We start from the raw sequence: 19,340 nt of genomic DNA, 5'->3' as shown, positions 1-19,340 counted from the left end.
GGACAGGATAGGCGACCCGGGTCAGTGCCCGGCGACGAGGCCGGCGACGTGCCGCTCGAGCACGGCGATCGCCCAGTCGCCCGACTCCCCCGGTGCCAGACGGGCCACGTGCATCGCCAGGCCGTCGACGAGCGCGTGCAGTCGGCGGGCCTCGTACTCGCGGTCGGCTTCGGGGACCCCGAGCAGGTCGAGGACGATCTCGCACCACTGCCGCATCTCGGCGACGACCCGGTCGAGGGCGGGACGGAGCCCGGGATCGGTCAGGGCGGCGTTCCCGAGCGCCAGGTAGACGTCGAGTTCGATGACGCGTTCCTCGTCGAGGGGCAGCAGTTCGACGAGGACGGCGCGGACCCGGTCACCCGACGCCAGGTCGTCGGGGATCGCGTCGATGCGCTCGCGGGTCCGGGCGAACACGAGGGAGATGGCGTGCTCGCGGACGCTCGCCTGGGTGGGGAACGCGTAGCGGACGGTGCTCGGTGGCAGGCCGGCCTCCGCGGCGACGTTGCGGACCGACAGGGCACCGAGGCCGTCCCGGGCGAGGACCCGACAGGCCGCTTCCGACACCGTCCGGCGGCGTTCCTCGAGGTCGATGCTGCGCGACATGCACCAATGCTCGCACGACTGTGCGACTTCGTGCTAGAACTGGTGGTCGTGAAGTCGCACACTCGTACGACTATGATCGAGAGGAGTCGCCATGGCCTGGGTCGTCCTGGTGCTGTCGGGAGTGCTGGAGGCCGTCTGGGCCACCGCGCTCGGAGCGTCGAACGGGTTCAGGAAGGTCGTGCCGACCGTCGTGTTCGTCGCCGGCATGGCCCTGAGCATGGTGGGACTGGCGTTCGCCATGAAGGAGATCCCGGTCGGCACCGCCTACGCCGTGTGGGTCGGCATCGGTGCCTCGCTGACCGTCGTCGTCGCCGTCCTGCGCCGAGAAGAGGCCGCGTCGGTCGCCCGGATCGCCCTCGTCCTCGGACTGGTCGCGTGTGTCGTCGGACTCAAGGTGGTCAGCTGATGCCCTGGGTCGTCCTCTTCGTCAGCGCCGCGTTCGAGACCGTCTGGGCCACCGCCCTCGGTGCGAGCGACGGCTTCACCCGCCTCGCCCCGTCCCTCGTGTTCGCCGTCACGATCGTGCTGAGCCTCGGCGCCTTCAGCTACGTCCTCAAGCACATCCCGATCAGCACCGCCTACGCGGTGTGGACCGGCACCGGCGCCGCGCTCACGGTGCTCTGGGGCATGGCGACGGGTGCCGAACCGGTCACGCTCCTCCGCCTGCTGTTCATCGCCGGCATCGTCGGCTGCGTCGTCGGCCTGAAGCTGGTCCCCGCGCGGCCGCCCGAGCCGCGCCGCGCGGGCCGAGCCTCCGCCGGGCGGGCCCCTGCGCCCGACCGCGAGGCGGATCCCGTCCGCTGAGCCGAGGCTCGGTGACCCCGGCGACGGACGGGACGCCCGGTGCCAGCCGGCACCGGGCCTCCCGTCCGTCAGGTGGTCACGCGAGAGGTCAGACCGACGCGCCGGTCCACTCGTCGACCGCGGCCACGTGGTCGGTGCCGGCCGTGCCGGCCGCTCGTGCGGCGGCGACGCGCTCGGCGTGCGTCGGCGGGTTCGCCGGCACGTGCTCCGGGCGGTCGGACTCGTTGATGCGGCGGAGCTCCGGCACGATGTCCTCGGCCAGGATGTCGATCTGCTCGAGCACGGTCTTGAGCGGCAGACCGGCGTGGTCGATGAGGAACAGCTGGCGCTGGTAGTGGCCGACGTGGTCCTTCATCGTGGCGTACCGGTCGATGACCTGCTGCGGCGAACCGACGGTGAGCGGCGTCTGGGTCGTGAAGTCCTCCATCGACGGCCCGTGTCCGTACACCGGGGCGTTGTCGAAGTAGGGGCGGAACTCGTCGATCGCGTCCTGCGAGTTCTTCCTCGCGAAGAACTGTCCGCCGAGCCCGACGATCGCCTGGTCGGCACGACCGTGACCGCGGTGCTCGTAGCGCTGGCGGTACAGGCCGACCATCTGCTCGGTGTGCTGGATCGGCCAGAAGATGTTGTTGTGGAAGAAGCCGTCGCCGTAGTAGGCGGCCTGCTCGGCGATCTCCGGGGTGCGGATCGAGCCGTGCCAGACGAAGGGCGCGACGCCGTCGAGCGGACGCGGGGTCGAGGTGAAGCCCTGCAGCGGCGTGCGGAACTGCCCCTGCCAGTTCACGACCTCGTTCTCCCAGAGCTGGCGGATGAGCGCGTAGTTCTCGACGGCCAGGTTCAGGCCCTGGCGGATGTCCTTACCGAACCAGGGGTAGACCGGGCCGGTGTTGCCGCGGCCCATCATCAGGTCCATGCGGCCGTCGGAGATGACCTGGAGCATCGCGTACTCCTCCGCGATGCGCACCGGGTCGTTCGTGGTGACGAGGGTCGTCGACGTGGAGAGGGTGATGTCCTTCGTCACACCGGCGAGGTAGCCGAGCATCGTCGTCGGGCTCGACGCCACGAACGGCGGGTTGTGGTGCTCGCCGGTGGCGAAGACGTCGAGCCCGGCCTGGTCGGCGTGCTGCGCGATGGTCATGATGTCGCGGACGCGCTGGGTGTCGTCCGGCGTGGTTCCCGTGGTGGGGTCGGTCGTGACGTCACTGACCGTGAAGATCCCGAACTGCATGATGCGCCGCCTCGTCTGTCTCTGGCTCGTTCCGGTCGATGCGTTTGCATCGACCTGATGGGTCCAACGTAGCGCAGGCCGTGGCATTCCCGCGAGCGTCAGACGCGGACCGGAGGCGCCGACGCACTCGTCGTCGGCGGCACGTGGTGCATGCCGTCCGCCAGCCACACCGCCGTGATGGCGGCGAGGACACTCGCGGACGAGGCCATCCGCCCCGCCAACAGCATGGCGTCGTGGTCCCCGTCCCCCGCCGTGCCGACCAGGAGCGCGACCACACCGACCACCAGCGCCGCCCCGACCGCGACGAGGAGCACCACCGTCACCACCCGACGCGGGCCACGTCGGCCGTCGCGGTCCCCTCGGACACCCCGGTCCACCTGGGGTCCGAGGGCCCGGACGAGCCCGAGCCAGAACAGCGCCACCGCACACGCGCCGACGATGTCGCTCACGCGGTGCCACCCGTACACGACCGTCTGGTTGGCGACGAACACCGCGTAGACGGCGCCCACGACCAGGACGACCGGCCGGAAGCGTCGGGGCGTGACCATGAGCACGGCGAACGACGCGGCGAGTGCGATCGTCGCGTGGCCGGACGGGAACGAGTTCGGCGTCGTCGACTGAGCGATCTCCGGGCGCTCGGCGATACGCTTGAGCAACGTCGAGGTGGCCGCGGACGCGAGCACCACGAAGCCCGCTCCGAGCCCCACGGCGAGCCGCCTGCGTGCGAACGCGACGGCGGCGATCACGACGACCAACAGCAGGATCACCGGCACCGAGATGACGTTGAGGGCGGTGTCCGACCCGAACAGGTCGGACTCGCGGACACCGCCGAGCGCGGCGTCCTCGATCCGCTGCCCCGCCGGCGTCAACACCGCGACCGCGTAGACGGAAGGCACGATCACGAACCCCAGAGCCGCGAGCAGCGCCCACCGGAACCTCCGGGACACGCTCGGTCCACGTCCACGTCCCTCGTCACGGGACTCCGGGGCGGTGCGCTCGGGGGTCCGGATCACGGGCATCGTCCTCCTCGGTGTCATGGTGGTCGGTCTCGTCATCCGTCTGGTGGGCGGGAAGCGATTGGGTCGCTCGGGGCCCGACACGATACCGTTGCAGCACTCGTCGGGAGCTGGGAACACCAGCCTCCGGAGCAAGGCCACGGCCGTCCTGCAGCAGGTGTCCGGACAGCGTGACACAGGTCGGGCCGGCTCCGGTCGGGCCAGCTCCGGTCGGGCCGGTGCACAGCTGCGAGACGGCGGGCAGCCGTACAGCGCGATCGTCGCGCAGGAAGAGGAGACCGAAGTGGCCATCAAGGAACCGGGCATCACCGCCTCGCCGAACCGCGCCCTGGCGATGACCGCCGGCACGCTGTTCGCGATCTGGGGCTTCCTGGGCTTCTTCTTCGCGCAGGACAACGGCGGCGCGTTCTTCAGCCGCGAGGGCGGGTTCCTCTGGAACTCCTTCATGCTCAACCCGGCACTGTGTGCGATCTGGGCGCTCCTCGCGGCCGCGTTCTTCATCGTGGGCCTCGGCAACACGATCGGGTCCCGCGCGGTGAACCTCGTCATCGGCGTCGTGCTGCTCGTCCTCGCCGTCTACGGCTTCGTGTTCTCGAACACCTCGGCGAACGTGCTCGCACTCAACACGACCGACAACGTCTTCCACGCCGTCGTCGGCGTCGTCCTGGTGCTCACCGCACTCGGCGCCGACAAGGAGAACCTCCGCGCCCTGCGGGCGGCCGGCGCGCGCGCCTGACGCTCCCCGAGCCCTCCCGACGCCCGTCTGCCGGTCCGGCAGGCGGGCGTCGTGGTGTCCGGGGCGGCGACGCGGCGAGCAGCACTGCCGGGAGGGCGGTGGGCGCGACAGCGCCGCCGAGATCCCGTGGGCGCGCCGACAGGAGGCCCGTGGGCGCGGCGGCGGCAGCCGTCCCGGAGTGGTCGTGCAGCGCGTCACAGCTCGCGCACGTCCCCGTCCCCGTGCGCGTCACCGTCAGGAGTCGGCGGGGTCCTCCGCCCCACCCGGCGCGTCCGCGTGGGCCGGCTTCGCCGCCTCGAGCTGGGTCGCCACGACCCGGGGTGACTCGGACATGAACCGACGCACGTCCAGGTCGACGATGATGTCCGCCGGACGGAGCGGCCGTGTCAGGTACAGCCCGTCGAGCGACGTCAACCGCGACAGCGCCACGTACGTCTGCCCGGCGCTGAACACCCGGTTGCCGAGGTCGACCACCGCACGGTCGTAGGTGCTGCCCTGCGACTTGTGGATCGTCACCGCCCACGCCAGCCGGAGGGGGAACTGCTGGAACTCCCCCACGGTGTCCTTCTTGAGCTCCTTCTTGTCCGGGTCGTAGGAGTACTTGAACTTCTCCCACACGGACGGCTGCACCTCGAAGTCCTCACCGTCGACGCTGACCCACACCGTGTCCCGGATGCTCCGCACGATGCCGAGGGTCCCGTTCACCCAGCGCTGGTCCGGGTCGTTGCGGAGGAACATCACGTGTGCGCCGGGCTTCAACTCGAGCGCTTCGTCAGCCGGGAAGGTGCGCCCACCGAAGTCGCCGTTGACGTCCGCCCTGGCCGTCTTCACCTTGCCGGGGAGTCGTTCGAGGGCCGCCTTGTTGATGCGGGCCACGGTGTCGTTCCGCGTCGCCAGGGTGATCGCGTCGTCCGGGGCGGGGCGGGCTCCGGCGTCGTTGAGCTGCTGGGCGACGTCCGCGGCGACCCGCCCGTGCCGGACCGCGGTGAGCATCGCGGCGAAGGCGTCGTCACGCTGACGGTGCACCGTGGCGAGCTCGATGATGTGCAGCTCGGCTTCGAGCCACACCTTCGCGTCGAAGAACCACATCGACCGGTAGTGGTCGGTGAAGTACGCGCGCTCGTCGCCGTCGCCCGGGACCGGGGGGAGTTGGTACGGATCCCCGAACATGACGACCTGGACGCCCCCGAACGGTTCGGACCGCCGACCGCGTGCCTTCCGCAGCGCCCGGTCCATCGCGTCGAGCAGGTCGGCGTTCACCATCGAGACCTCGTCGATGACCAGGGTGTCGATGGTGTTGAGGAGCTTGCGGGTGTCGGGCCCCTGCTGCAGTTCGGCGTCGGCGATGAGGCCGATCGGCAGGCGGAACAGCGAGTGGATGGTCTGCCCGCCGACGTTGAGCGCGGCGACACCGGTCGGGGCGCAGATGACGACCTGCTTCTCGGTGTTCCACGACAGGTGGTTGAGCAGCGTCGACTTGCCGGTGCCCGCGCGTCCGGTGATGAAGACGTGGTCGCGGGTGGACTCGATGTACTCGAAGACCGCCCGCTGTTCGGCGGAGAGCTCGACGCTCACGGTGCGCTCGACCCGCTCGGCACGCCGTCATCGACACCGGCCGGAGCGGCGGCGACCGGGAGGCCCGTGGCCGCGTCCACCGCAGCGCTGCCGCCAGCCTCGTCCTGACGCCGCACTCGCACGAGTCCGACCACCACGACGGTGACGACCACGAGCACGCCGGCGACGATCAGGACCGTCCCGCCGCGTGCCTGGTCGACGAGCGGGTCCGGGCCCCAGGTGCGGCCCATCGCCCCGAACCAGGACGCCTGCAGCAGCCCGAGCGGTCCCTGCATGGCGATCCCGAGCGACACCGTGCCCGCGGCGACGACGACCGCACCGGCCACCCGCACCAGGAACGCCGCGGTCGACGGACGACGGGCGCCGATGGTGATCGGCGTGAGCAGGGTCGGGAGGGCCAGGAGCCCGACGAGCACGAGGACGAGGTCGACCACCGTGCGGCCCATGGCGTCACTGACGGACCAGCGCAGCACGTCGGTCGCGTACAGGCCCCACCAGACGCCGGCGAGCAGCAGGAACGCGGGGAACGGCTGGACGAGGTACCGCACCACGGCGTTGTCGACGAAGACCGTGGTCCACTCGGCGACCCCGGCGCTGTCGTCGGTGCGCGGCCGGACGGCGGCACGGATGAGCTGCACCGGAGCCGCGGCCCAGACGAGGGCGGGCACGACGAGCCCGAGCAGCACGTGCGCGCCGACGTTCGCCGACACGAGGTACCGGTCGTAGGTGTGCAGGGAGCCGGAGGTCGCGACCACGAGCGCCACGACCGCGATGCCGGCGGCGACGGAGCGGCCGACCGGCCACGTTCGTCCCTGGCGGCGCAGCCGGACGACCACCGCGGCGTAGGCGGCGACGAGCAGCACCGCGGCCATGAGCCAGAAGAGGTCGATGTTCCAGTTCGTCGACCAACCCCACGGGCCGGGCGCGGTGGGGAGCGGATCGTCGGTCAGGACCTCGGCGGGCGTCGGGTCGCTGGTCTTGCTCAGCGCCAGCTGCCCGGCGGGCGTCGCGGTCCGGCCGAGTGCGGCGGCGACGCCGGAAGCGACGCCCATCACCGCGAGCTCGACGACGACGAGCGTCCAGAACGGCCGGACCCGTGCGGGCGCGGTCGTCAGCGCGGCGATGACCCGGCGGCGGTGCACCGCCCCGATGATCCCCATCACGATGATGGCGCCCACCTTGACGAGCACGAGGACGCCGTAGGGGCTGCCGAGCTCGTCGAACGCCCCGAGGCGGATCTGGGCCGAGACGACGCCCGAGACGGCGACGAGCACGAAGCAGCCGAGTGCCACGCTGGAGTAGCGGCCGACCACGGCGGCGAGGCGCGCACCCGGCAGGACGTCGCGCACGAGGACGAGCATGACGAGTCCGCCCACCCAGAGCGCCGCACCGACGAGGTGCAGCCCGAGCGCGGTGACCGCGGCGTCGTGGCTGGCGGTCCCCGCGGCGTGGCCCTGCTGGGTGAGCGGGACGAGGCCGATCAGCGACACGGCCGTGGTCAGGGCGACCATCCCGCGCGACCGCACGGCGAAGCACAGCACCGTGACGACGGCGGCGACGAGCACGGTGGTGAGCCAGGCGAGACCGAGGTCGGTCCCGGTGAGGAAGACGCCCATCGACTGCCCGAAGCCGGCGTCGAGGCTGACGGCCCCACCCGCGACGCTGAGGTAGGTGAAGAACGTGGTGACGGCGGACGTGACGGTCCACACACCGGCAGCGCCCGCGGCGACGTCGACGGCCCGGTCCCATTCGGGTGCGGTCCGCGACAGGCCGATCGTGGCGAGGCCGAGCCCGCCGATGGTCGCCGCTGCCGACAGGTCGACGAGCATGCGGGTGAGCGGCAGCCCGAAGCGGACCACCGCCCCGGGGTCGGCGATGAGGGCGGCGTCGGCACCACCGCCGACGACGAGCGCCACGAGCAGGGACACGAACGCCACGAGCAGCAGGACGCCGGGGCCGGCGATGCGCGCGATGCGGTTCACCCGTCAAGCCTAGGCGGTGCCCCGGGCGCTCCGGGAACGCCGAGGGGCGTCTCTGGACGGTGGCGAGGGCCCGGCGGGGACGACGGAAGGGACGGCGCGGACGCCGTCCCTTCCGTGGAGCTGAGCGGTCTTACTTGACGGCTGCCTTGAGCTTGCTGCCGGCGCTGACCTTGACCGAGTCGCTCGCGGCGATCTCGATGGCCTCACCCGTCTGCGGGTTGCGGCCGGTACGCGCGGCGCGGTGGGTCTTCTCGAAGGCGATCCAGCCGGGGATCGTGACCTTGGTGTCGTCCGCGACGGACTTGCCGACGACGGCGAAGAGCGCGTCGACGACGCCGTTGACGGTGGCCTGGCTCTGGCCGGACTCGGCGGCGACGGCAGCGACGAGCTCGGTGCGGTTCAGTGACTTGTCAGCCATTGGATGTCCTCCTCGGACTTCTTGCGTATGGGTCGGACGCGGAACGTCCGGATGTTGCGGGACGGTTGCCCCGTGCTGCGGGCCCAGCGGGCCGAGGGCCCGTGGAACCGGTGATGAACCTACCAGCCGGTTCCGTCGTTCTTCGTCGACTCGCCCGGTTTTCCGGGCCTGTCGAGCAACGGGAGGGGCTGCTGTGACCCGTGTGACGACCGTTGTCGCTGTCCGCCGTCCACGGATGACGCGCGCCGGACAACGACGACGCCCCCGCGACCTCGGGAGGTCACGGGGGCGTCGGCGGGACTGGTGCTTACCAGGAGCTCTTCGTGATGCCGGGGAGCTCACCACGGTGGGCCATGTCGCGGAACCGGACACGGCTGATGCCGAACTCACCGAGGTGACCGCGGGGGCGGCCGTCGATGGCGTCGCGGTTGCGGTAGCGGACCGGCGACGCGTCGCGCGGCAGCTTCTGCAGGCCGACACGGGCGGCCTCGCGGGACTCGTCGGTGCCGTTCGGGTCCACGAGGGCCTTCTTCAGCTCGAGGCGACGCTCGGCGTAGCGCTCGATGATGACGGCGCGCTGGTTGTTCTTCGCGATCTTGCTCTTCTTCGCCATGGCCTAGCGCTCCTCACGGAAGTCGACGTGCTTGCGGACCACCGGGTCGTACTTCTTCAGCACGAGACGGTCGGGGTTGTTCCGGCGGTTCTTCTTGGTCACGTAGGTGAACCCGGTGCCCGCGGTGGAACGAAGCTTGATGATCGGACGGATGTCCTGACCCTTCTTCGCCATCAGATCTTCTCCCCACGGGCGAGGATGCCCGCCACGACGGATTCGATGCCACGAGCATCGATCACCTTGATGCCCTTGGCGCTGACGTTGAGCGTCACGTTACGACGCAGCGACGGCACGTAGTAGGTCTTCTTCTGCACGTTCGGGTCGAAGCGACGCTTCGTCCGACGGTGCGAGTGCGAGATGTTGTGACCGAAGCCGGGAACGGCGCCGGTCACCTGGCACACTGCAGCCATGGTTTCCTCCTGATGAATACCGTGCAGCCGATCGGCTGCACCCAAGGTCACTTGCCTGGCACGCACGCGCTGCACCACCGGAGTGGCTGAGCGAGGGGGTTGTGCGCGCCGCCCAGACCGGCGGCGGTCCGGTCGACGAGTCGACCTGGGCCAGCGCATCCGGGCCTGGAGGCTCGGATCCGGTACCACGCGACCGCGGCGTTCGCGACGGTCGGAGGGCAGAACAACGGGCGCTCCGCGCAGGCGCGGAGAACCAGCCACCCACGTTACGCGACCCTCGGGCGCGTCGCAAGCCGGGCCTCCCGTGCGCAACGGCGTCCGCGGCGGCCGGGCCGCATCGGCGGCTGCCAGACCGCCTCAGTGGCGCAGGCCCGACGGCGGCAGGAGCAATCCGCGCTCCTGGCGGATCCAGTAGAGCCCGGTCGCGCGTCGTTCCGCCCGGGTGGCGAACCGGTACCGGAACATCCGCGCCCGCACCCACCGCGGCCGCTGCCCGTCGAACGGGTCGTGCCGGAGCAGCCGGAGCGTCCTCCGGTCCGCCTCGAGCAACCGGAGCACGAACACCCGGAACCAGCCGTCGTCGGCCCCGAGCGCCAGGAACCACATCAGCCAGTCGAGCCGCAGGTGGTACGGCGCGAACTGGGCCGGACGGCGGCGCGGATCACCGGGCTTCCCCTTGAACTCGTAGGGCAGCCAGTCGTCCTCGTCCGGGACCTCGGCGAGGGTCCCCTCGACGATCACCTCGTCCCGCTCCTGCGTCACGCTGCCGAAGGCGCCGTAGGCGTTGGCGAGGTGCCAGCGGTTGAAGGACGCGTTCATGAGCTGCCGCCGGGACACCAGGTTCTTCGCCGACGGCCAGGACAGCACGAGCAGCAGCAGGCCGACCGCGACCGTCAGGCCGACGAACCACGCCGGCGTCGCGGTCGGTCCGGCCTCCGCGACGCCCTGGAGGAACGGCAGCACCGCCGCGATCGACCGGTCGTCGATCGCGGCGAAGGTGAGCACGAGGGTGATCCAGTTGAGCCAGGCGAAGTTCCCCGTCACGACGAGCCACGCCTGGGTGAGCAGGACCAGTGCCGCGGCGATCGAGGCGACCGGCTGCGGGGCGAAGAGCAGGAACGGGACCCCCAGCTGGACGACGTGGCTGCCCAGGGTCTCGAGGCGGTGCACCGGCCGGGGCAGCAGGTGCGCCGTCCGCGACATCGGGTTCGGCATCGGCTGCGTCTCGTGGTGGTAGTACAACGCGGTCAGGTCCCGCCACGACCGGTCCCCCCGCATCTTGATCATGCCCGCGCCGAACTCCAGCCGGAAGACCAGCCAGCGGACCGCGATGAGGACGACGATCGGCGGTGCGACCTCGTCCGACCCCAGGAACGCGACGACGAACAGGGACTCGAGCAGGAGCGACTCCCACCCGAACGAGTAGAACGTCTGCCCGACGTCCGAGATCGACATGTAGGCGAGCCACAGCAGCAGGAAGCAGAGCACCGGCACCCATGCCGGCCCCCGCTGCGGCAGACCGACGACGATGCTGGCCGACAGCACGGCGCCGCCAGCCGCGAGGATCCGCAGCCGTCGGTCGGTGTAGCGCCACCACCGCCACACGACGGGCAGGGTCTGCGCGTACCGCCGCTCCATGAACCGTGGGACGGGCAACAGGCCACGCTCGCCGAGGAGTGCCGGGAACTGGGCGATCGCGGACAGGAACGCCAGGCACGCGATCGCCGCCACCCCGCGCTGGAGCACGAAGCGGGCGACGTTGTAGTCGTCCGCTCCCGCCCAACTCGTCCATGCCTGAAGGTCCACGGGCCGGAGGCTACGCGGGCGGTGCCGCGGGGAGGTCCGGGACCGCGCAGTCCGGCCGGAGCGGGTGACGGCGAGCTCCTGCTTCGAGCAGCAGTGCGGCGCTGCTCACCAGCATGTGAGACATACCCGCACCTTGGATGCAAGGTACCGGAGGGCACCGAACATGCCCCGACACTAGGGCGCAGGGAGCGTTCCGGAAGGGATCGTCACCCGGCGTCTGGCCAATTCACGAACCCGGTCGCGGCGGTTGGCGGGGGTTGAGGAGATCGCCGTCCCAGCTCAGGTCGTCCCCCTCGTCTACCTCGAAGGCCTCGTAGCGGTCGTCCGCGAGGATGCCGTCAACGAGCGTGCGCGAGCCAGCGACGATCGTCGAGTCCCAGTCTTCCTCCGAGGCGACGACCCAGGCGTGATCCTCGGGCCAGATCAGTGACGTGTAAGGCCCTTCCTGCCCGGGACGGCTGCATTCCCACCCCGGGACAGTGCGCTGCGCCCACGTCAGGTCCGCAAGCTCGCTCAAGCTCGAGCTGAACAACCACATGTCTCGACCGGGCCAGGGCATCTGCATGCGAGCGCGCGCGAGCTCGTTCCGACCGCCCTCGGCCCAGGGCGGGTTGCCGGTGCCTTCCCACGCTCCGACGATCAGGTCGTCCGGCGTCCGTGTCGCGACCCGCAGGTGCGTGGTCAGGACCGCGAGATCCTGGGGGTCGAACCATCCGTCGTCGGACTGACCGACGCTCCATCCGTCCGGCCAATCTCTCGTCTGCTCGCTGTCGCTGAGGCGAACCACTGCACAAGGGGATGCATCACCCGGCCGTTTCGGCGCGCGACCTCAGCCCACCGCCAACGCGTGGACTCAACGGTGAGGGCAACGCCCCGCTCATCGGTCGCGTTCGGGTCGGTACGGTGCGCCTGTAACGGGTGCAGCAGCCGCGCGTACGCCTCGAAGCCCGTGCCAGCCACACCGCCAACAGTCGCCCATTGGCCGGCTCGCTCGACGAGCCACGCTCCGCGCACGGCTTCGGTCAGCAGAATCACCCGGCCAGCCTGGCACGGCAGACGCCGTCGTCCGCACGAAGCAGTCCCAGTCGACGATCAACTACCGGCCAGGCAGACAGATGCTGACTAGGCCAGGTCCTTCGGCTCGCGAAGCTCACCCCAGGCAAACGTGGTCTCTGCGAGGAAGTCCTGAAGATCACTCTGGACAGATAGCACCATCTCTTGGGTGTCGCCAGCCAGCTGCAACGCTCCGGAGCCCCCGTCCTCGCCGAACACTGCCCAGCGAAGCCAGGCCGAACCGCTCTCCAGGATGTCGGAGTCGAAGAGCTCATGCCCATCAGAAATTCGCTCGACCCGAACGGTGAGCGTCTGACGTTCGCGAGGAGTGAGCATGGAGTCGAACATGGGGTCGAGTAGCCGCGTCAGATCCGCCACGGAAAGCAAGGTGCTCACGCGATCACCGTAATCGCTGAGTGGTCTCGATACTCAGACCGCCCCGTCCCGGTAGCCGATCGTCTACCGGGCGGCGTCATCCGTGATCTGGGAGGCTGACACTCATGAGCGATGGGCGTGAGGAAGCGAACGAGACGCCGAGACGGTTCCGGACTCTGCGCCCCAAACCGTTGCGCGACGTCCTTCCGTGGGTGGCGGTCACTGTCGGCCTCATTCAGTCGGTACGGGGAGGAATCGACCTTGCACACGGCGGTAGCCCCGCGCAGATGCTTATCGGCCTCGGGCTCGCCGTGCTCGGCATCGTCGTGTTTCTCATCAACCGATGGCAAGCCAGACGCGGCCTCTGACTCCATGCCCGGTAGGCAATCCCTCAGCGGGCGTGGAGTCCGAAGTAGCTCCTTGTCTATCGGTCCCGGCGGCCACGGGTCTTTCAGTAACCAGCGAGCCGTATGCTCCGCGGCATGCGCCGCGAATTCGACTCCCTCGGCCTTCCCCGACCAGAAGGCGCAGGCCGCTCGAGGGTGCGAGCTGCACTCGTCGGCGGAGTGGGCCTGTTCCTCGTGCTGCTCGGCACCGGACTGTTCGCCGGCACCGCGGCGACTGATCAACCGATACCGGTGTGGATCGTCATCGTCTTGATCGCGATCGGCGTCGGCTGCTGGGTCGTGGAAGGGCTCTTGAAAGCGCGAAGCACGAAGGGCGACGACTCGTCTCGATAGCCGATGGCGGTTTCAAGGGGTCGTTGCAACGGGTGGTTTTTTCGGGTCCGACAGTAGCTGCTGGAACGCTTGAGCCGGGGTCATATGGTTCAACGTCTTACGGGGTCGTCCGTTGAGTTCCGCGGCGACTTCGCGGAGCCGTTCCGGGGTGTGGACGCTGAGGTCGGTGGACTTGGGGAAGTACTGCCGGAGCAGACCGTTGGTGTTCTCGTTCGAGCCCCGCTGCCAGGGCTTGTGCGGGTCGCAGAAGTAGATCGCCAAGTCCGCGGCGAGAGTGATGTCTTTGTGCCGGGCAAGCTCGGTGCCCTGATCCCACGTCAACGACCGACGCAGATGCTCGGGCAGGGTTTGAATGGTGGGGATCATTGCGTCGCGGACTGCGTCGGCGCTGTGCCCGTTCGGTAGGTGCAGCAGCATCACGTAGCGGGTGGTGCGTTCTACGAGGGTGCCGATCGCGCTCCTTGCGTTGATCCCGACGATCAGGTCCCCTTCCCAGTGACCGGGCACGGCCCGATCGTCGGCCTCAGCGGGGCGTTCACTGATGAGGATCATGTCGCGGATCTTCGACCACGACGCCCGCCGCGGCTCACCCCGGTGCCGGCGGAGGGCGCGGCCGGTGCGGAGGTGTTTGTGCAGGTCAGCGCGCAGGTGCCCGCGGCCCTGCACGAACAGGGACTGGTAGATCGTCTCGTGCGACACGTGCATCTCCGGCCGGTCAGGGAACGTCCTGGCCAGGTCATCACGGATCTGCTCCGGGGACCAGTTCCGCACCAACCGCAACTCCACCTGCAGGGCAAGCTCGACCCGGTCCAGCTTTCTCGGTTTCGGGCGCCGCGCTCGGACTCGGCACTGCTTCTCTGCCGAGTACGGCCGGTAGTTCCCACCAGCTGCAGCGTTTCTGCTGAGCTCGCGACTGATCGTCGATGGTGCCCGGCCGACGGCTTTCGCGATCGCGCGCACACTGGCACCGTTGAGGCGCAGGTCTGCGATCTGCAGCCGCTCCTCCTGGCTCAGGTACCTGTCCGAGCGCGGCTTGTGCGCGAACGGGTTCCGCCCGCCGGCTGCTTTGGCCCATCGGTATCCCTGACGTCGATCCACGCCGACAGCATCACAGGCCGCCGTCCGCCCGAGACCTTGTCTCAATAGCTCCCAGAACCGCGCTTCCCGCGCACGATGTTCAAGCCTCGATCCCATCTGCAACGCTCCGATTCACGGTGGTGTTGCAACGACCAGCTGAACCCAAGGATCGTTCAGCGGACGGATCGGGAGGCGGTCTACTCGCAGTCGTCGACCGACGAGGCGTTTACAGCATGCAGCCGATGACGCCTTGCGTGCCCTGAGGCATCAGCGAGCACTCCCAGAGCCACGGAGTCCGCGAATCCCGTAGACGATCGCCGCCATCCCGGTGATGGCAGAGAACACTGCCAACACCACCGCTGGCAGGCCTGAGCGCCCAATCGGCTCAAGGGGCTCATTGGTGAGCATGAAGCCGGCCGCGACTCCCAACAGAATGACGCCGAAGACCACCATGAAGATCGCACCCGAGCGTCGCATGCTACTTCTCGTTCAATTGCGTTGTTGCTTGCACGGTCATCGCGTGTATCTAGTCCTGAGCTCCGGTTTCGGAAGTTCGACGAGCGAGTTCCGCTCGGACAGAACCGTGTAGCGCGAAGCCGATCGCCCCCACGAGGAGGAGCATCAGACCGATCCCGACCACAACGAAGCCGACGGGGACCAAGCCCGTTCGCCCGAGAAGTGCGCCGAAGAGTGCGAGAAGGAGCCCAGCCGTTACAGTTCCAGCACCGCCCGCGAGGCCGATGGCACGGGGAGGAAGCGTTGGTCTCATGCTCGTAGCAAAGCAGATCAGACGGCCTCTCGTTGAAGGATGGGTCAGCGGACGCATTGGCTCCGGCTTCTGTTAGAACCTCCCGAGGATGGTGGAGACATGTCATCCACTCCCACAGTCCGCCACCTCACCGACGCAGAAGAAGAGGTCTGGGACGACGCCCGTGGAAGGATTTCGTTCCGCACGCCGATCGGGGACGGCGTCACGGAGACGACTGATCTGTGCTCAGGTGTCGCGCTCGTCGAACCCGGGGGCTGGCTGAGCCTCCATCGGCACGAGGCACCGGAGATCTACCAGGTTGTCACTGGCATTGGAGTCGTCACGCTCGACGGTCAGGAGCACCAAGTTCGCGCAGGGTCAGCGGCATACATCCCGTCGGACCACGAGCACGGCATCCGCAACACCGGCGACACGCCCCTCGAGTTCGTCTACGTCTACAGAGCAGATTCGATCGAAGACATTGAGTACGTCTGGTCGCAGAACACCGACGATGACGCGCTTCGGTAGAGGATGGGCTACCGGACGCGGTTGCTCACCTGGTGGATCGCTGGAGGAGCCCGTTCGGATGGGAGGATCGCCTCGTGCCGATCGAACTACCCGCAGGCGTCCTCGCCATCGTCTTCGACGTCGGCGAGACGCTCGTCGACGAGACGCGCGCCTGGTCCGCACAAGCGGAAGCGGCGGCCGTCACACCCTTCACGTTGATGGGAGCGCTCGGTGCGCTGATCGCGCGCGGTGAAGACCACCGCCGAGTATGGGCGCTCCTCGGCGTCGAGAAGCCCGCGGGGCGCGCGCGAATTGAGGAAGCGGACCTCTACCCCGACGCACTGCCGTGCCTTCGTGCGGCCATCGAGCACGGCCTCGTCGTCGGCATCGCAGGGAACCAGCCGGCGGGAGTGGAGGCGCAGCTGCGCGCGGCCGGTTTCTCACCACACTTCCTGGCATCCTCCGCGGCGTGGGGCGTGGAGAAGCCCTCACCCGAGTTCTTCGCTCGCGTCATCGCGGAGGCAGGCCTTGATGCCGGGTCGATCCTCTACGTCGGTGACCGGCTCGATAACGACGTCCTACCTGCACGCGCTGCCGGCATGCGGACTGCGTTCATCCGAAGGGGCCCGTGGGGTCACCTTCACGCTGAACGGCCGGAAGCACGTCTCGCGGACCTCCGACTCGACACCTTGGCGGACCTCAACGACGCGCTGGTTGCCGGACCGCCGGCCGAGGTGCAGGTTACGTCTTGATCAGCAGCAGTCGAGTGCGACTGCGCTCAAGGGTGCCCGGCGATCAATCCCTTATCGGGCGTCCGAGTGAGCGGCGTCGTCTCCTGCGTCCAGCGAGGCAAGGTATTCGGCGTTGCCGCGCAAGGCCGGCTTGTATCGGTCGAGCTCCGGGGCGTGCACGTGCTCCGCGAGGAGCACGAGCAGGCTCGCGAGTGCGGTGTTCGGCCGGCCATCGGCGTGGAACGTCAGGGCCTCGAAGGCTCCGAGAGCGACGGACTCAGGGAACTCAGCCCGCGCCCGCGCGAAGGCCCGTAAAGAGTCGTCGATCTGGCCGAGGTTCCGGAGGGTGCTCCCGTACTGGACGTAGCAGCGGCGTCGGACGTCTCCGGCGAGTCCTCTTTCCATCGCTCGCTCGTAGTAGCTGAGCGCCGTCGCCTCGTCACCCGCCGTGTCGTACGCGCCACCGAGCTCGTAGAGGACCCGAGGGTTCTCCGGGTGCTCGTTGTAGATGGGAAGCAGCGCGTCGATGGTCGGTCGCATGTCCTCGCGGTTCCGTGCGGCAAAGATCGCGTCGAGCCGCGCCTCGATTGCGTCAGACATGGCCAGCAGCTTCCCCTGATTCGAGCAGTCGGGCGACCGCGACGACACAGTACCGGTCGTCTCAACGACCGGTCGTCCAGCGGGACACGGCCGACCTCGGCGCTAGCTAAGCAGGGCGCCCCGATAGACGATCCCCTACCGGAACGACCACGAGCGGCCGAGGCGACGTTCGGTGGTCGATCCGTCTGCGGGAAACGTCGCGGGCGCTCCGTGAGGGTTGGACGTGGCTATCCGGCGCCCTTGGAGCATGTGTTCTCGCTGGCGTTCTGACCGGTGATCGATGACGGCAGGCTGGTCGACTTGTCGGTTGACGAGGACGGCTCCGGGGCGGAGGAGCTCGTGGTCGACGGTGGTTCTGGTTCTGGTGCTGGCTGCTCTGGCGTCGGTGCTGAAGGCGCAGGCTCATCGCTGCTGGTGTCGGTTGTTGCCCCGGCGCCGAGAGCGGAGGCATCGAGGTTCGTCTTCGCGTCGGTTTGGATGGCGACGTTCAACGCGTGTGCGGGGTCTTGATCGACGATGAGCCTGTTCGGGTCGGCGGGGTTCTCAACCGTTGGGTACTGCACGAACAGGATCTTCGACAGGTCCATGCCCTTCAGTGTCAGAGCGAGTGACACCATCGTGTCGACGTTCTTGAGGTTGTCGCTGACGATCATGTTTGACAGGGCAGCGTGTGCCAGTTTGTACATCGTTACTGGGTTGGACAATGCGCCTCCTGGTGCCAGCATCTTCCGTGCCAGCGCCGAGAGGAAGACCTGCTGATTACTGATCCGGCCGAGGTCACTGCCGGTTGCGATGCCGTGTCGGCTCCGCAGAAATGCGGACGCTTGCTGGACCTCGATGGTCCGCGTGCCCGGCTCGAGGTCCAGGCCGACGTACGGGTCGTGGATCGGTGAGGCGATACAGACATCGACGCCTCCGACGGCTGCCGACATCGCGGCGACGCCATCGAACTTGAAGATTCCAGCGAACTCGGCCTCCACGCCGGTGATGTTCGCAACCGCCGCAACGACGCAGTTGAGCCCGCCCTGAGCCCCTCCGCGGGAAAGCGCCGTGTTGAACATGCCCCGAGTCGCGGGGAGCGTTTGACCAGTGTCGGTGTCGACACACGCCGGGAGCGGAACGACGGTGTCGCGGGGGATGCTGACGGCTGTCATCTGCTGATGGTCCGCCGAGATGTGAACCAGCATCGTGACGTCATTGTTCAACGTCCCCGGGTCACCCTGCGCCGCTTCTGACTGTCCCTGGCGGGTGTCGCTGCCCACCATCACGAAGTTGACTGCGCCTTTCAAAGCCTCCGCACCGGTGGTAGCGGGCTTCCCGGCGGGGCCGATATGGACGCTCTGCACCGAATCGCTGAGCGAACCAGCCGCGATCGCCGTCACACTCGTCGCACTCGTGACCGCCACGAGAGCGGCGACGCCGACCAACTTGCCGATCCCCGACCACGCGGAGCGGCGGTGCAACCGCCCATGCCTGATGGCACGGCCCCCACCATCACTGATACGTCGTCCCAATGTTCCCCCTCAACCACCGTTCGTGCGCACTCTAGCGAAACGTCCCTCGTCCGACGGGAGAAGGAGCAGGAGCAGTTCGCCGCGCTTCTGAGCCCGCACCCCCGTCGACGACATGGTCCTTCCCGAAGTGACGGGCGCGTCGAAGGAAGCAACCTCGTCCCCATTGAGGGTGAGCTACCGAACGCTCGCTCGGTCGCTCTTGATCGTTCCGGTAGGGGATCGGCTAACGCGCGCCTAGTGCGTCGCCGTCTCCGAGGCTGTGCGGATCGACGCCAAGAGAGACTTCTCGAATTGAGACGGCACTGCGTCGGGAGCAGCCAGCCCTCCGCGCCGAGCGGCCGAGATCACAACCTCCACCCGACCGTCTTCGGCGGGTTGAAACCCGAGAGTGATGACCTCGGCACGGGGGATCAGGACGCCCGACCGTTGTGTGACGACCGCAGTGCTGTCATCGATGTCGGTGATCGAGGACCGTGGGATGCCTGCCACTGCCGACCGGATGAGGGCGGGCACGTGCTCCAGTGCCGCATCGACACGCACAGTGCCACGAGATTTATCTGCCACGTCTGACAGCCAAGCACGGTGTCCCGCAAGCCGGTCGTCCGCCGGTACACGGCTGGCGGCGACAACCGCGACAACTTCCCCGTGTCCTGCTTGACCGGGGGATTCCCGTATGCCTGTCCCGCAAAAATGCCCGGTGATGGGGGGCCGAACGCAACACCGTCCACGGACCCGCCAGAGCTGCGGCGCAACTCGTCCGAGGACGCCAGCGCGACGCTCGAGATCCCACGTGTCGTCGCGCCC

At 68.8% G+C, this 19,340-nt stretch carries 23 protein-coding genes; 7 read left to right on the top strand and 16 right to left on the bottom strand.

The window, feature by feature from the left end:
* Nucleotides 1-21: 21 nt before the first annotated feature.
* Nucleotides 22-603, bottom strand: a complete 582-nt coding sequence (locus DEI83_RS10405) for a TetR/AcrR family transcriptional regulator (RefSeq protein ID WP_111081886.1) — start codon at nucleotides 601-603, stop codon at nucleotides 22-24.
* 91 nt (nucleotides 604-694) lie between these two features.
* On the opposite strand from DEI83_RS10405, the gene DEI83_RS10400 reads away from it, so the two are divergent.
* Both DEI83_RS10400 and DEI83_RS10395 read left to right on the top strand, forming a co-directional pair.
* On the top strand, nucleotides 695-1,009 hold the full coding sequence (locus tag DEI83_RS10400) for a multidrug efflux SMR transporter (RefSeq protein WP_111081885.1): 315 nt from the start codon (nucleotides 695-697) through the stop codon (nucleotides 1,007-1,009).
* Nucleotides 1,009-1,407 carry a multidrug efflux SMR transporter gene (locus tag DEI83_RS10395; RefSeq protein WP_111081884.1) on the top strand — a complete coding sequence of 133 codons (399 nt, stop codon included), beginning with the start codon at nucleotides 1,009-1,011 and terminating at the stop codon, nucleotides 1,405-1,407. Before DEI83_RS10400 ends, DEI83_RS10395 begins: the two co-directional genes overlap by 1 nt.
* 88 nt (nucleotides 1,408-1,495) lie before the next feature.
* Here DEI83_RS10395 and DEI83_RS10390 read toward each other — a convergent pair whose 3' ends face one another.
* Together DEI83_RS10390 and DEI83_RS10385 are read right to left on the bottom strand one after the other, a co-directional pair.
* Nucleotides 1,496-2,635: a CE1758 family FMN-dependent luciferase-like monooxygenase gene (locus DEI83_RS10390; protein WP_111081883.1), complete on the bottom strand. Its 1,140-nt coding sequence runs from the start codon at nucleotides 2,633-2,635 to the stop codon at nucleotides 1,496-1,498.
* A 98-nt stretch (nucleotides 2,636-2,733) separates the two neighbouring features.
* Nucleotides 2,734-3,654, bottom strand: coding sequence for a phosphatase PAP2 family protein (locus DEI83_RS10385; RefSeq protein ID WP_181431168.1), 921 nt, complete (start codon nucleotides 3,652-3,654; stop codon nucleotides 2,734-2,736).
* 280 nt (nucleotides 3,655-3,934) lie between these two features.
* Here DEI83_RS10385 and DEI83_RS15945 point away from each other — a divergent pair, with 280 nt between their 5' ends.
* The gene (locus tag DEI83_RS15945; protein ID WP_181431167.1) at nucleotides 3,935-4,387 is read left to right on the top strand and encodes a DUF4383 domain-containing protein; all 453 of its coding nucleotides are present in this window, start codon (nucleotides 3,935-3,937) and stop codon (nucleotides 4,385-4,387) included.
* Between the two features lie 234 nt (nucleotides 4,388-4,621).
* On the opposite strand, the gene DEI83_RS10375 is transcribed toward DEI83_RS15945, so the two are convergent.
* The 9 genes from DEI83_RS10375 to DEI83_RS10335 form a co-directional block, all read right to left on the bottom strand.
* Nucleotides 4,622-5,962 carry an ATP-dependent RecD-like DNA helicase gene (locus tag DEI83_RS10375; protein ID WP_111081880.1) on the bottom strand — a complete coding sequence of 447 codons (1,341 nt, stop codon included), beginning with the start codon at nucleotides 5,960-5,962 and terminating at the stop codon, nucleotides 4,622-4,624.
* Nucleotides 5,959-7,944, bottom strand: coding sequence for a cytochrome c oxidase assembly protein (locus tag DEI83_RS10370; RefSeq protein WP_111081879.1), 1,986 nt, complete (start codon nucleotides 7,942-7,944; stop codon nucleotides 5,959-5,961). The genes DEI83_RS10375 and DEI83_RS10370 overlap by 4 nt, the downstream gene beginning before the upstream one ends.
* Nucleotides 7,945-8,074: 130 nt before the next feature.
* On the bottom strand, nucleotides 8,075-8,362 hold the full coding sequence (locus DEI83_RS10365; protein ID WP_111050904.1) for an HU family DNA-binding protein: 288 nt from the start codon (nucleotides 8,360-8,362) through the stop codon (nucleotides 8,075-8,077).
* 307 nt (nucleotides 8,363-8,669) lie between these two features.
* Nucleotides 8,670-8,975 (bottom strand): 30S ribosomal protein S14, encoded by a 306-nt coding sequence (gene rpsN / locus DEI83_RS10360; RefSeq protein ID WP_110823155.1) that lies wholly within the window; start codon nucleotides 8,973-8,975, stop codon nucleotides 8,670-8,672.
* A gap of 3 nt (nucleotides 8,976-8,978) precedes the next feature.
* Entirely contained in the window at nucleotides 8,979-9,149 is a 171-nt protein-coding gene (gene rpmG, locus DEI83_RS10355; protein WP_022903746.1) for a 50S ribosomal protein L33, read from the bottom strand.
* Entirely contained in the window at nucleotides 9,149-9,385 is a 237-nt protein-coding gene (rpmB, locus tag DEI83_RS10350; RefSeq protein WP_110905118.1) for a 50S ribosomal protein L28, read from the bottom strand. Before rpmB ends, rpmG begins: the two co-directional genes overlap by 1 nt.
* 357 nt (nucleotides 9,386-9,742) lie before the next feature.
* On the bottom strand, nucleotides 9,743-11,191 hold the full coding sequence (locus tag DEI83_RS10345; protein WP_111081878.1) for a lipase maturation factor family protein: 1,449 nt from the start codon (nucleotides 11,189-11,191) through the stop codon (nucleotides 9,743-9,745).
* Between the two features lie 226 nt (nucleotides 11,192-11,417).
* On the bottom strand, nucleotides 11,418-11,978 hold the full coding sequence (locus DEI83_RS10340; RefSeq protein ID WP_111081877.1) for a hypothetical protein: 561 nt from the start codon (nucleotides 11,976-11,978) through the stop codon (nucleotides 11,418-11,420).
* A 335-nt stretch (nucleotides 11,979-12,313) separates the two neighbouring features.
* A complete protein-coding gene (locus DEI83_RS10335; protein ID WP_111081876.1) occupies nucleotides 12,314-12,640 on the bottom strand; it encodes a hypothetical protein in 327 nt (108 codons plus the stop codon).
* Nucleotides 12,641-12,744: 104 nt separating this feature from the next.
* Here DEI83_RS10335 and DEI83_RS15725 point away from each other — a divergent pair, with 104 nt between their 5' ends.
* Together DEI83_RS15725 and DEI83_RS15720 are read left to right on the top strand one after the other, a co-directional pair.
* Nucleotides 12,745-12,987: a DUF2530 domain-containing protein gene (locus DEI83_RS15725; protein WP_146243299.1), complete on the top strand. Its 243-nt coding sequence runs from the start codon at nucleotides 12,745-12,747 to the stop codon at nucleotides 12,985-12,987.
* A gap of 114 nt (nucleotides 12,988-13,101) precedes the next feature.
* Complete coding sequence (locus DEI83_RS15720) at nucleotides 13,102-13,359, top strand: hypothetical protein (RefSeq protein ID WP_146243298.1); 258 nt, start codon at nucleotides 13,102-13,104, stop codon at nucleotides 13,357-13,359.
* 12 nt (nucleotides 13,360-13,371) lie between these two features.
* On the opposite strand, the gene DEI83_RS10330 is transcribed toward DEI83_RS15720, so the two are convergent.
* Together DEI83_RS10330 and DEI83_RS10325 are read right to left on the bottom strand one after the other, a co-directional pair.
* The gene (locus DEI83_RS10330) at nucleotides 13,372-14,553 is read right to left on the bottom strand and encodes an IS30 family transposase (RefSeq protein ID WP_111081875.1); all 1,182 of its coding nucleotides are present in this window, start codon (nucleotides 14,551-14,553) and stop codon (nucleotides 13,372-13,374) included.
* A 150-nt stretch (nucleotides 14,554-14,703) separates the two neighbouring features.
* Nucleotides 14,704-14,913, bottom strand: a complete 210-nt coding sequence (locus tag DEI83_RS10325; RefSeq protein ID WP_111081874.1) for a hypothetical protein — start codon at nucleotides 14,911-14,913, stop codon at nucleotides 14,704-14,706.
* A 391-nt stretch (nucleotides 14,914-15,304) separates the two neighbouring features.
* Between DEI83_RS10325 and DEI83_RS10320 the strand changes: the two genes are divergently transcribed.
* A complete protein-coding gene (locus DEI83_RS10320; RefSeq protein WP_111081873.1) occupies nucleotides 15,305-15,712 on the top strand; it encodes a cupin domain-containing protein in 408 nt (135 codons plus the stop codon).
* Between the two features lie 74 nt (nucleotides 15,713-15,786).
* Nucleotides 15,787-16,443 carry an HAD family hydrolase gene (locus DEI83_RS10315; protein ID WP_111081872.1) on the top strand — a complete coding sequence of 219 codons (657 nt, stop codon included), beginning with the start codon at nucleotides 15,787-15,789 and terminating at the stop codon, nucleotides 16,441-16,443.
* A gap of 51 nt (nucleotides 16,444-16,494) precedes the next feature.
* On the opposite strand, the gene DEI83_RS10310 is transcribed toward DEI83_RS10315, so the two are convergent.
* Together DEI83_RS10310 and DEI83_RS10305 are read right to left on the bottom strand one after the other, a co-directional pair.
* Entirely contained in the window at nucleotides 16,495-17,022 is a 528-nt protein-coding gene (locus DEI83_RS10310; RefSeq protein WP_111081948.1) for a tetratricopeptide repeat protein, read from the bottom strand.
* A gap of 227 nt (nucleotides 17,023-17,249) precedes the next feature.
* Nucleotides 17,250-18,404, bottom strand: a complete 1,155-nt coding sequence (locus tag DEI83_RS10305) for an LCP family protein (protein WP_146243297.1) — start codon at nucleotides 18,402-18,404, stop codon at nucleotides 17,250-17,252.
* Between the last annotated feature and the right edge of the window lie 936 nt (nucleotides 18,405-19,340).

Origin of the sequence: Curtobacterium sp. MCBD17_021, assembly GCF_003234525.1 — a bacterium.
Classification (GTDB): domain Bacteria; phylum Actinomycetota; class Actinomycetes; order Actinomycetales; family Microbacteriaceae; genus Curtobacterium.
The sequence above is the reverse complement of the archived record's forward strand: the minus strand, read 5'-3'. Positions and strand labels throughout refer to the sequence as shown.

What these genes read in the sequence shown, in the direction of transcription:
- DEI83_RS10320 (WP_111081873.1), top strand. Translation starts at nt 15,305, where the DNA reads ATGTCATCCACTCCCACAGTCCGCCACCTCACCGACGCAGAAGAAGAG.
- DEI83_RS10400 (WP_111081885.1), top strand. Translation starts at nt 695, where the DNA reads ATGGCCTGGGTCGTCCTGGTGCTGTCGGGAGTGCTGGAGGCCGTCTGG.
- DEI83_RS15720 (WP_146243298.1), top strand. Translation starts at nt 13,102, where the DNA reads ATGCGCCGCGAATTCGACTCCCTCGGCCTTCCCCGACCAGAAGGCGCA.
- DEI83_RS10365 (WP_111050904.1), bottom strand. Translation starts at nt 8,362, where the DNA reads ATGGCTGACAAGTCACTGAACCGCACCGAGCTCGTCGCTGCCGTCGCC.
- rpmG (WP_022903746.1), bottom strand. Translation starts at nt 9,149, where the DNA reads ATGGCGAAGAAGGGTCAGGACATCCGTCCGATCATCAAGCTTCGTTCC.
- DEI83_RS10405 (WP_111081886.1), bottom strand. Translation starts at nt 603, where the DNA reads ATGTCGCGCAGCATCGACCTCGAGGAACGCCGCCGGACGGTGTCGGAA.
- DEI83_RS10385 (WP_181431168.1), bottom strand. Translation starts at nt 3,654, where the DNA reads ATGCCCGTGATCCGGACCCCCGAGCGCACCGCCCCGGAGTCCCGTGAC.
- rpsN (WP_110823155.1), bottom strand. Translation starts at nt 8,975, where the DNA reads ATGGCGAAGAAGAGCAAGATCGCGAAGAACAACCAGCGCGCCGTCATC.
- DEI83_RS10330 (WP_111081875.1), bottom strand. Translation starts at nt 14,553, where the DNA reads ATGGGATCGAGGCTTGAACATCGTGCGCGGGAAGCGCGGTTCTGGGAG.
- DEI83_RS10325 (WP_111081874.1), bottom strand. Translation starts at nt 14,913, where the DNA reads ATGCGACGCTCGGGTGCGATCTTCATGGTGGTCTTCGGCGTCATTCTG.
- DEI83_RS10310 (WP_111081948.1), bottom strand. Translation starts at nt 17,022, where the DNA reads ATGTCTGACGCAATCGAGGCGCGGCTCGACGCGATCTTTGCCGCACGG.
- rpmB (WP_110905118.1), bottom strand. Translation starts at nt 9,385, where the DNA reads ATGGCTGCAGTGTGCCAGGTGACCGGCGCCGTTCCCGGCTTCGGTCAC.
- DEI83_RS10395 (WP_111081884.1), top strand. Translation starts at nt 1,009, where the DNA reads ATGCCCTGGGTCGTCCTCTTCGTCAGCGCCGCGTTCGAGACCGTCTGG.
- DEI83_RS15725 (WP_146243299.1), top strand. Translation starts at nt 12,745, where the DNA reads ATGAGCGATGGGCGTGAGGAAGCGAACGAGACGCCGAGACGGTTCCGG.
- DEI83_RS10390 (WP_111081883.1), bottom strand. Translation starts at nt 2,635, where the DNA reads ATGCAGTTCGGGATCTTCACGGTCAGTGACGTCACGACCGACCCCACC.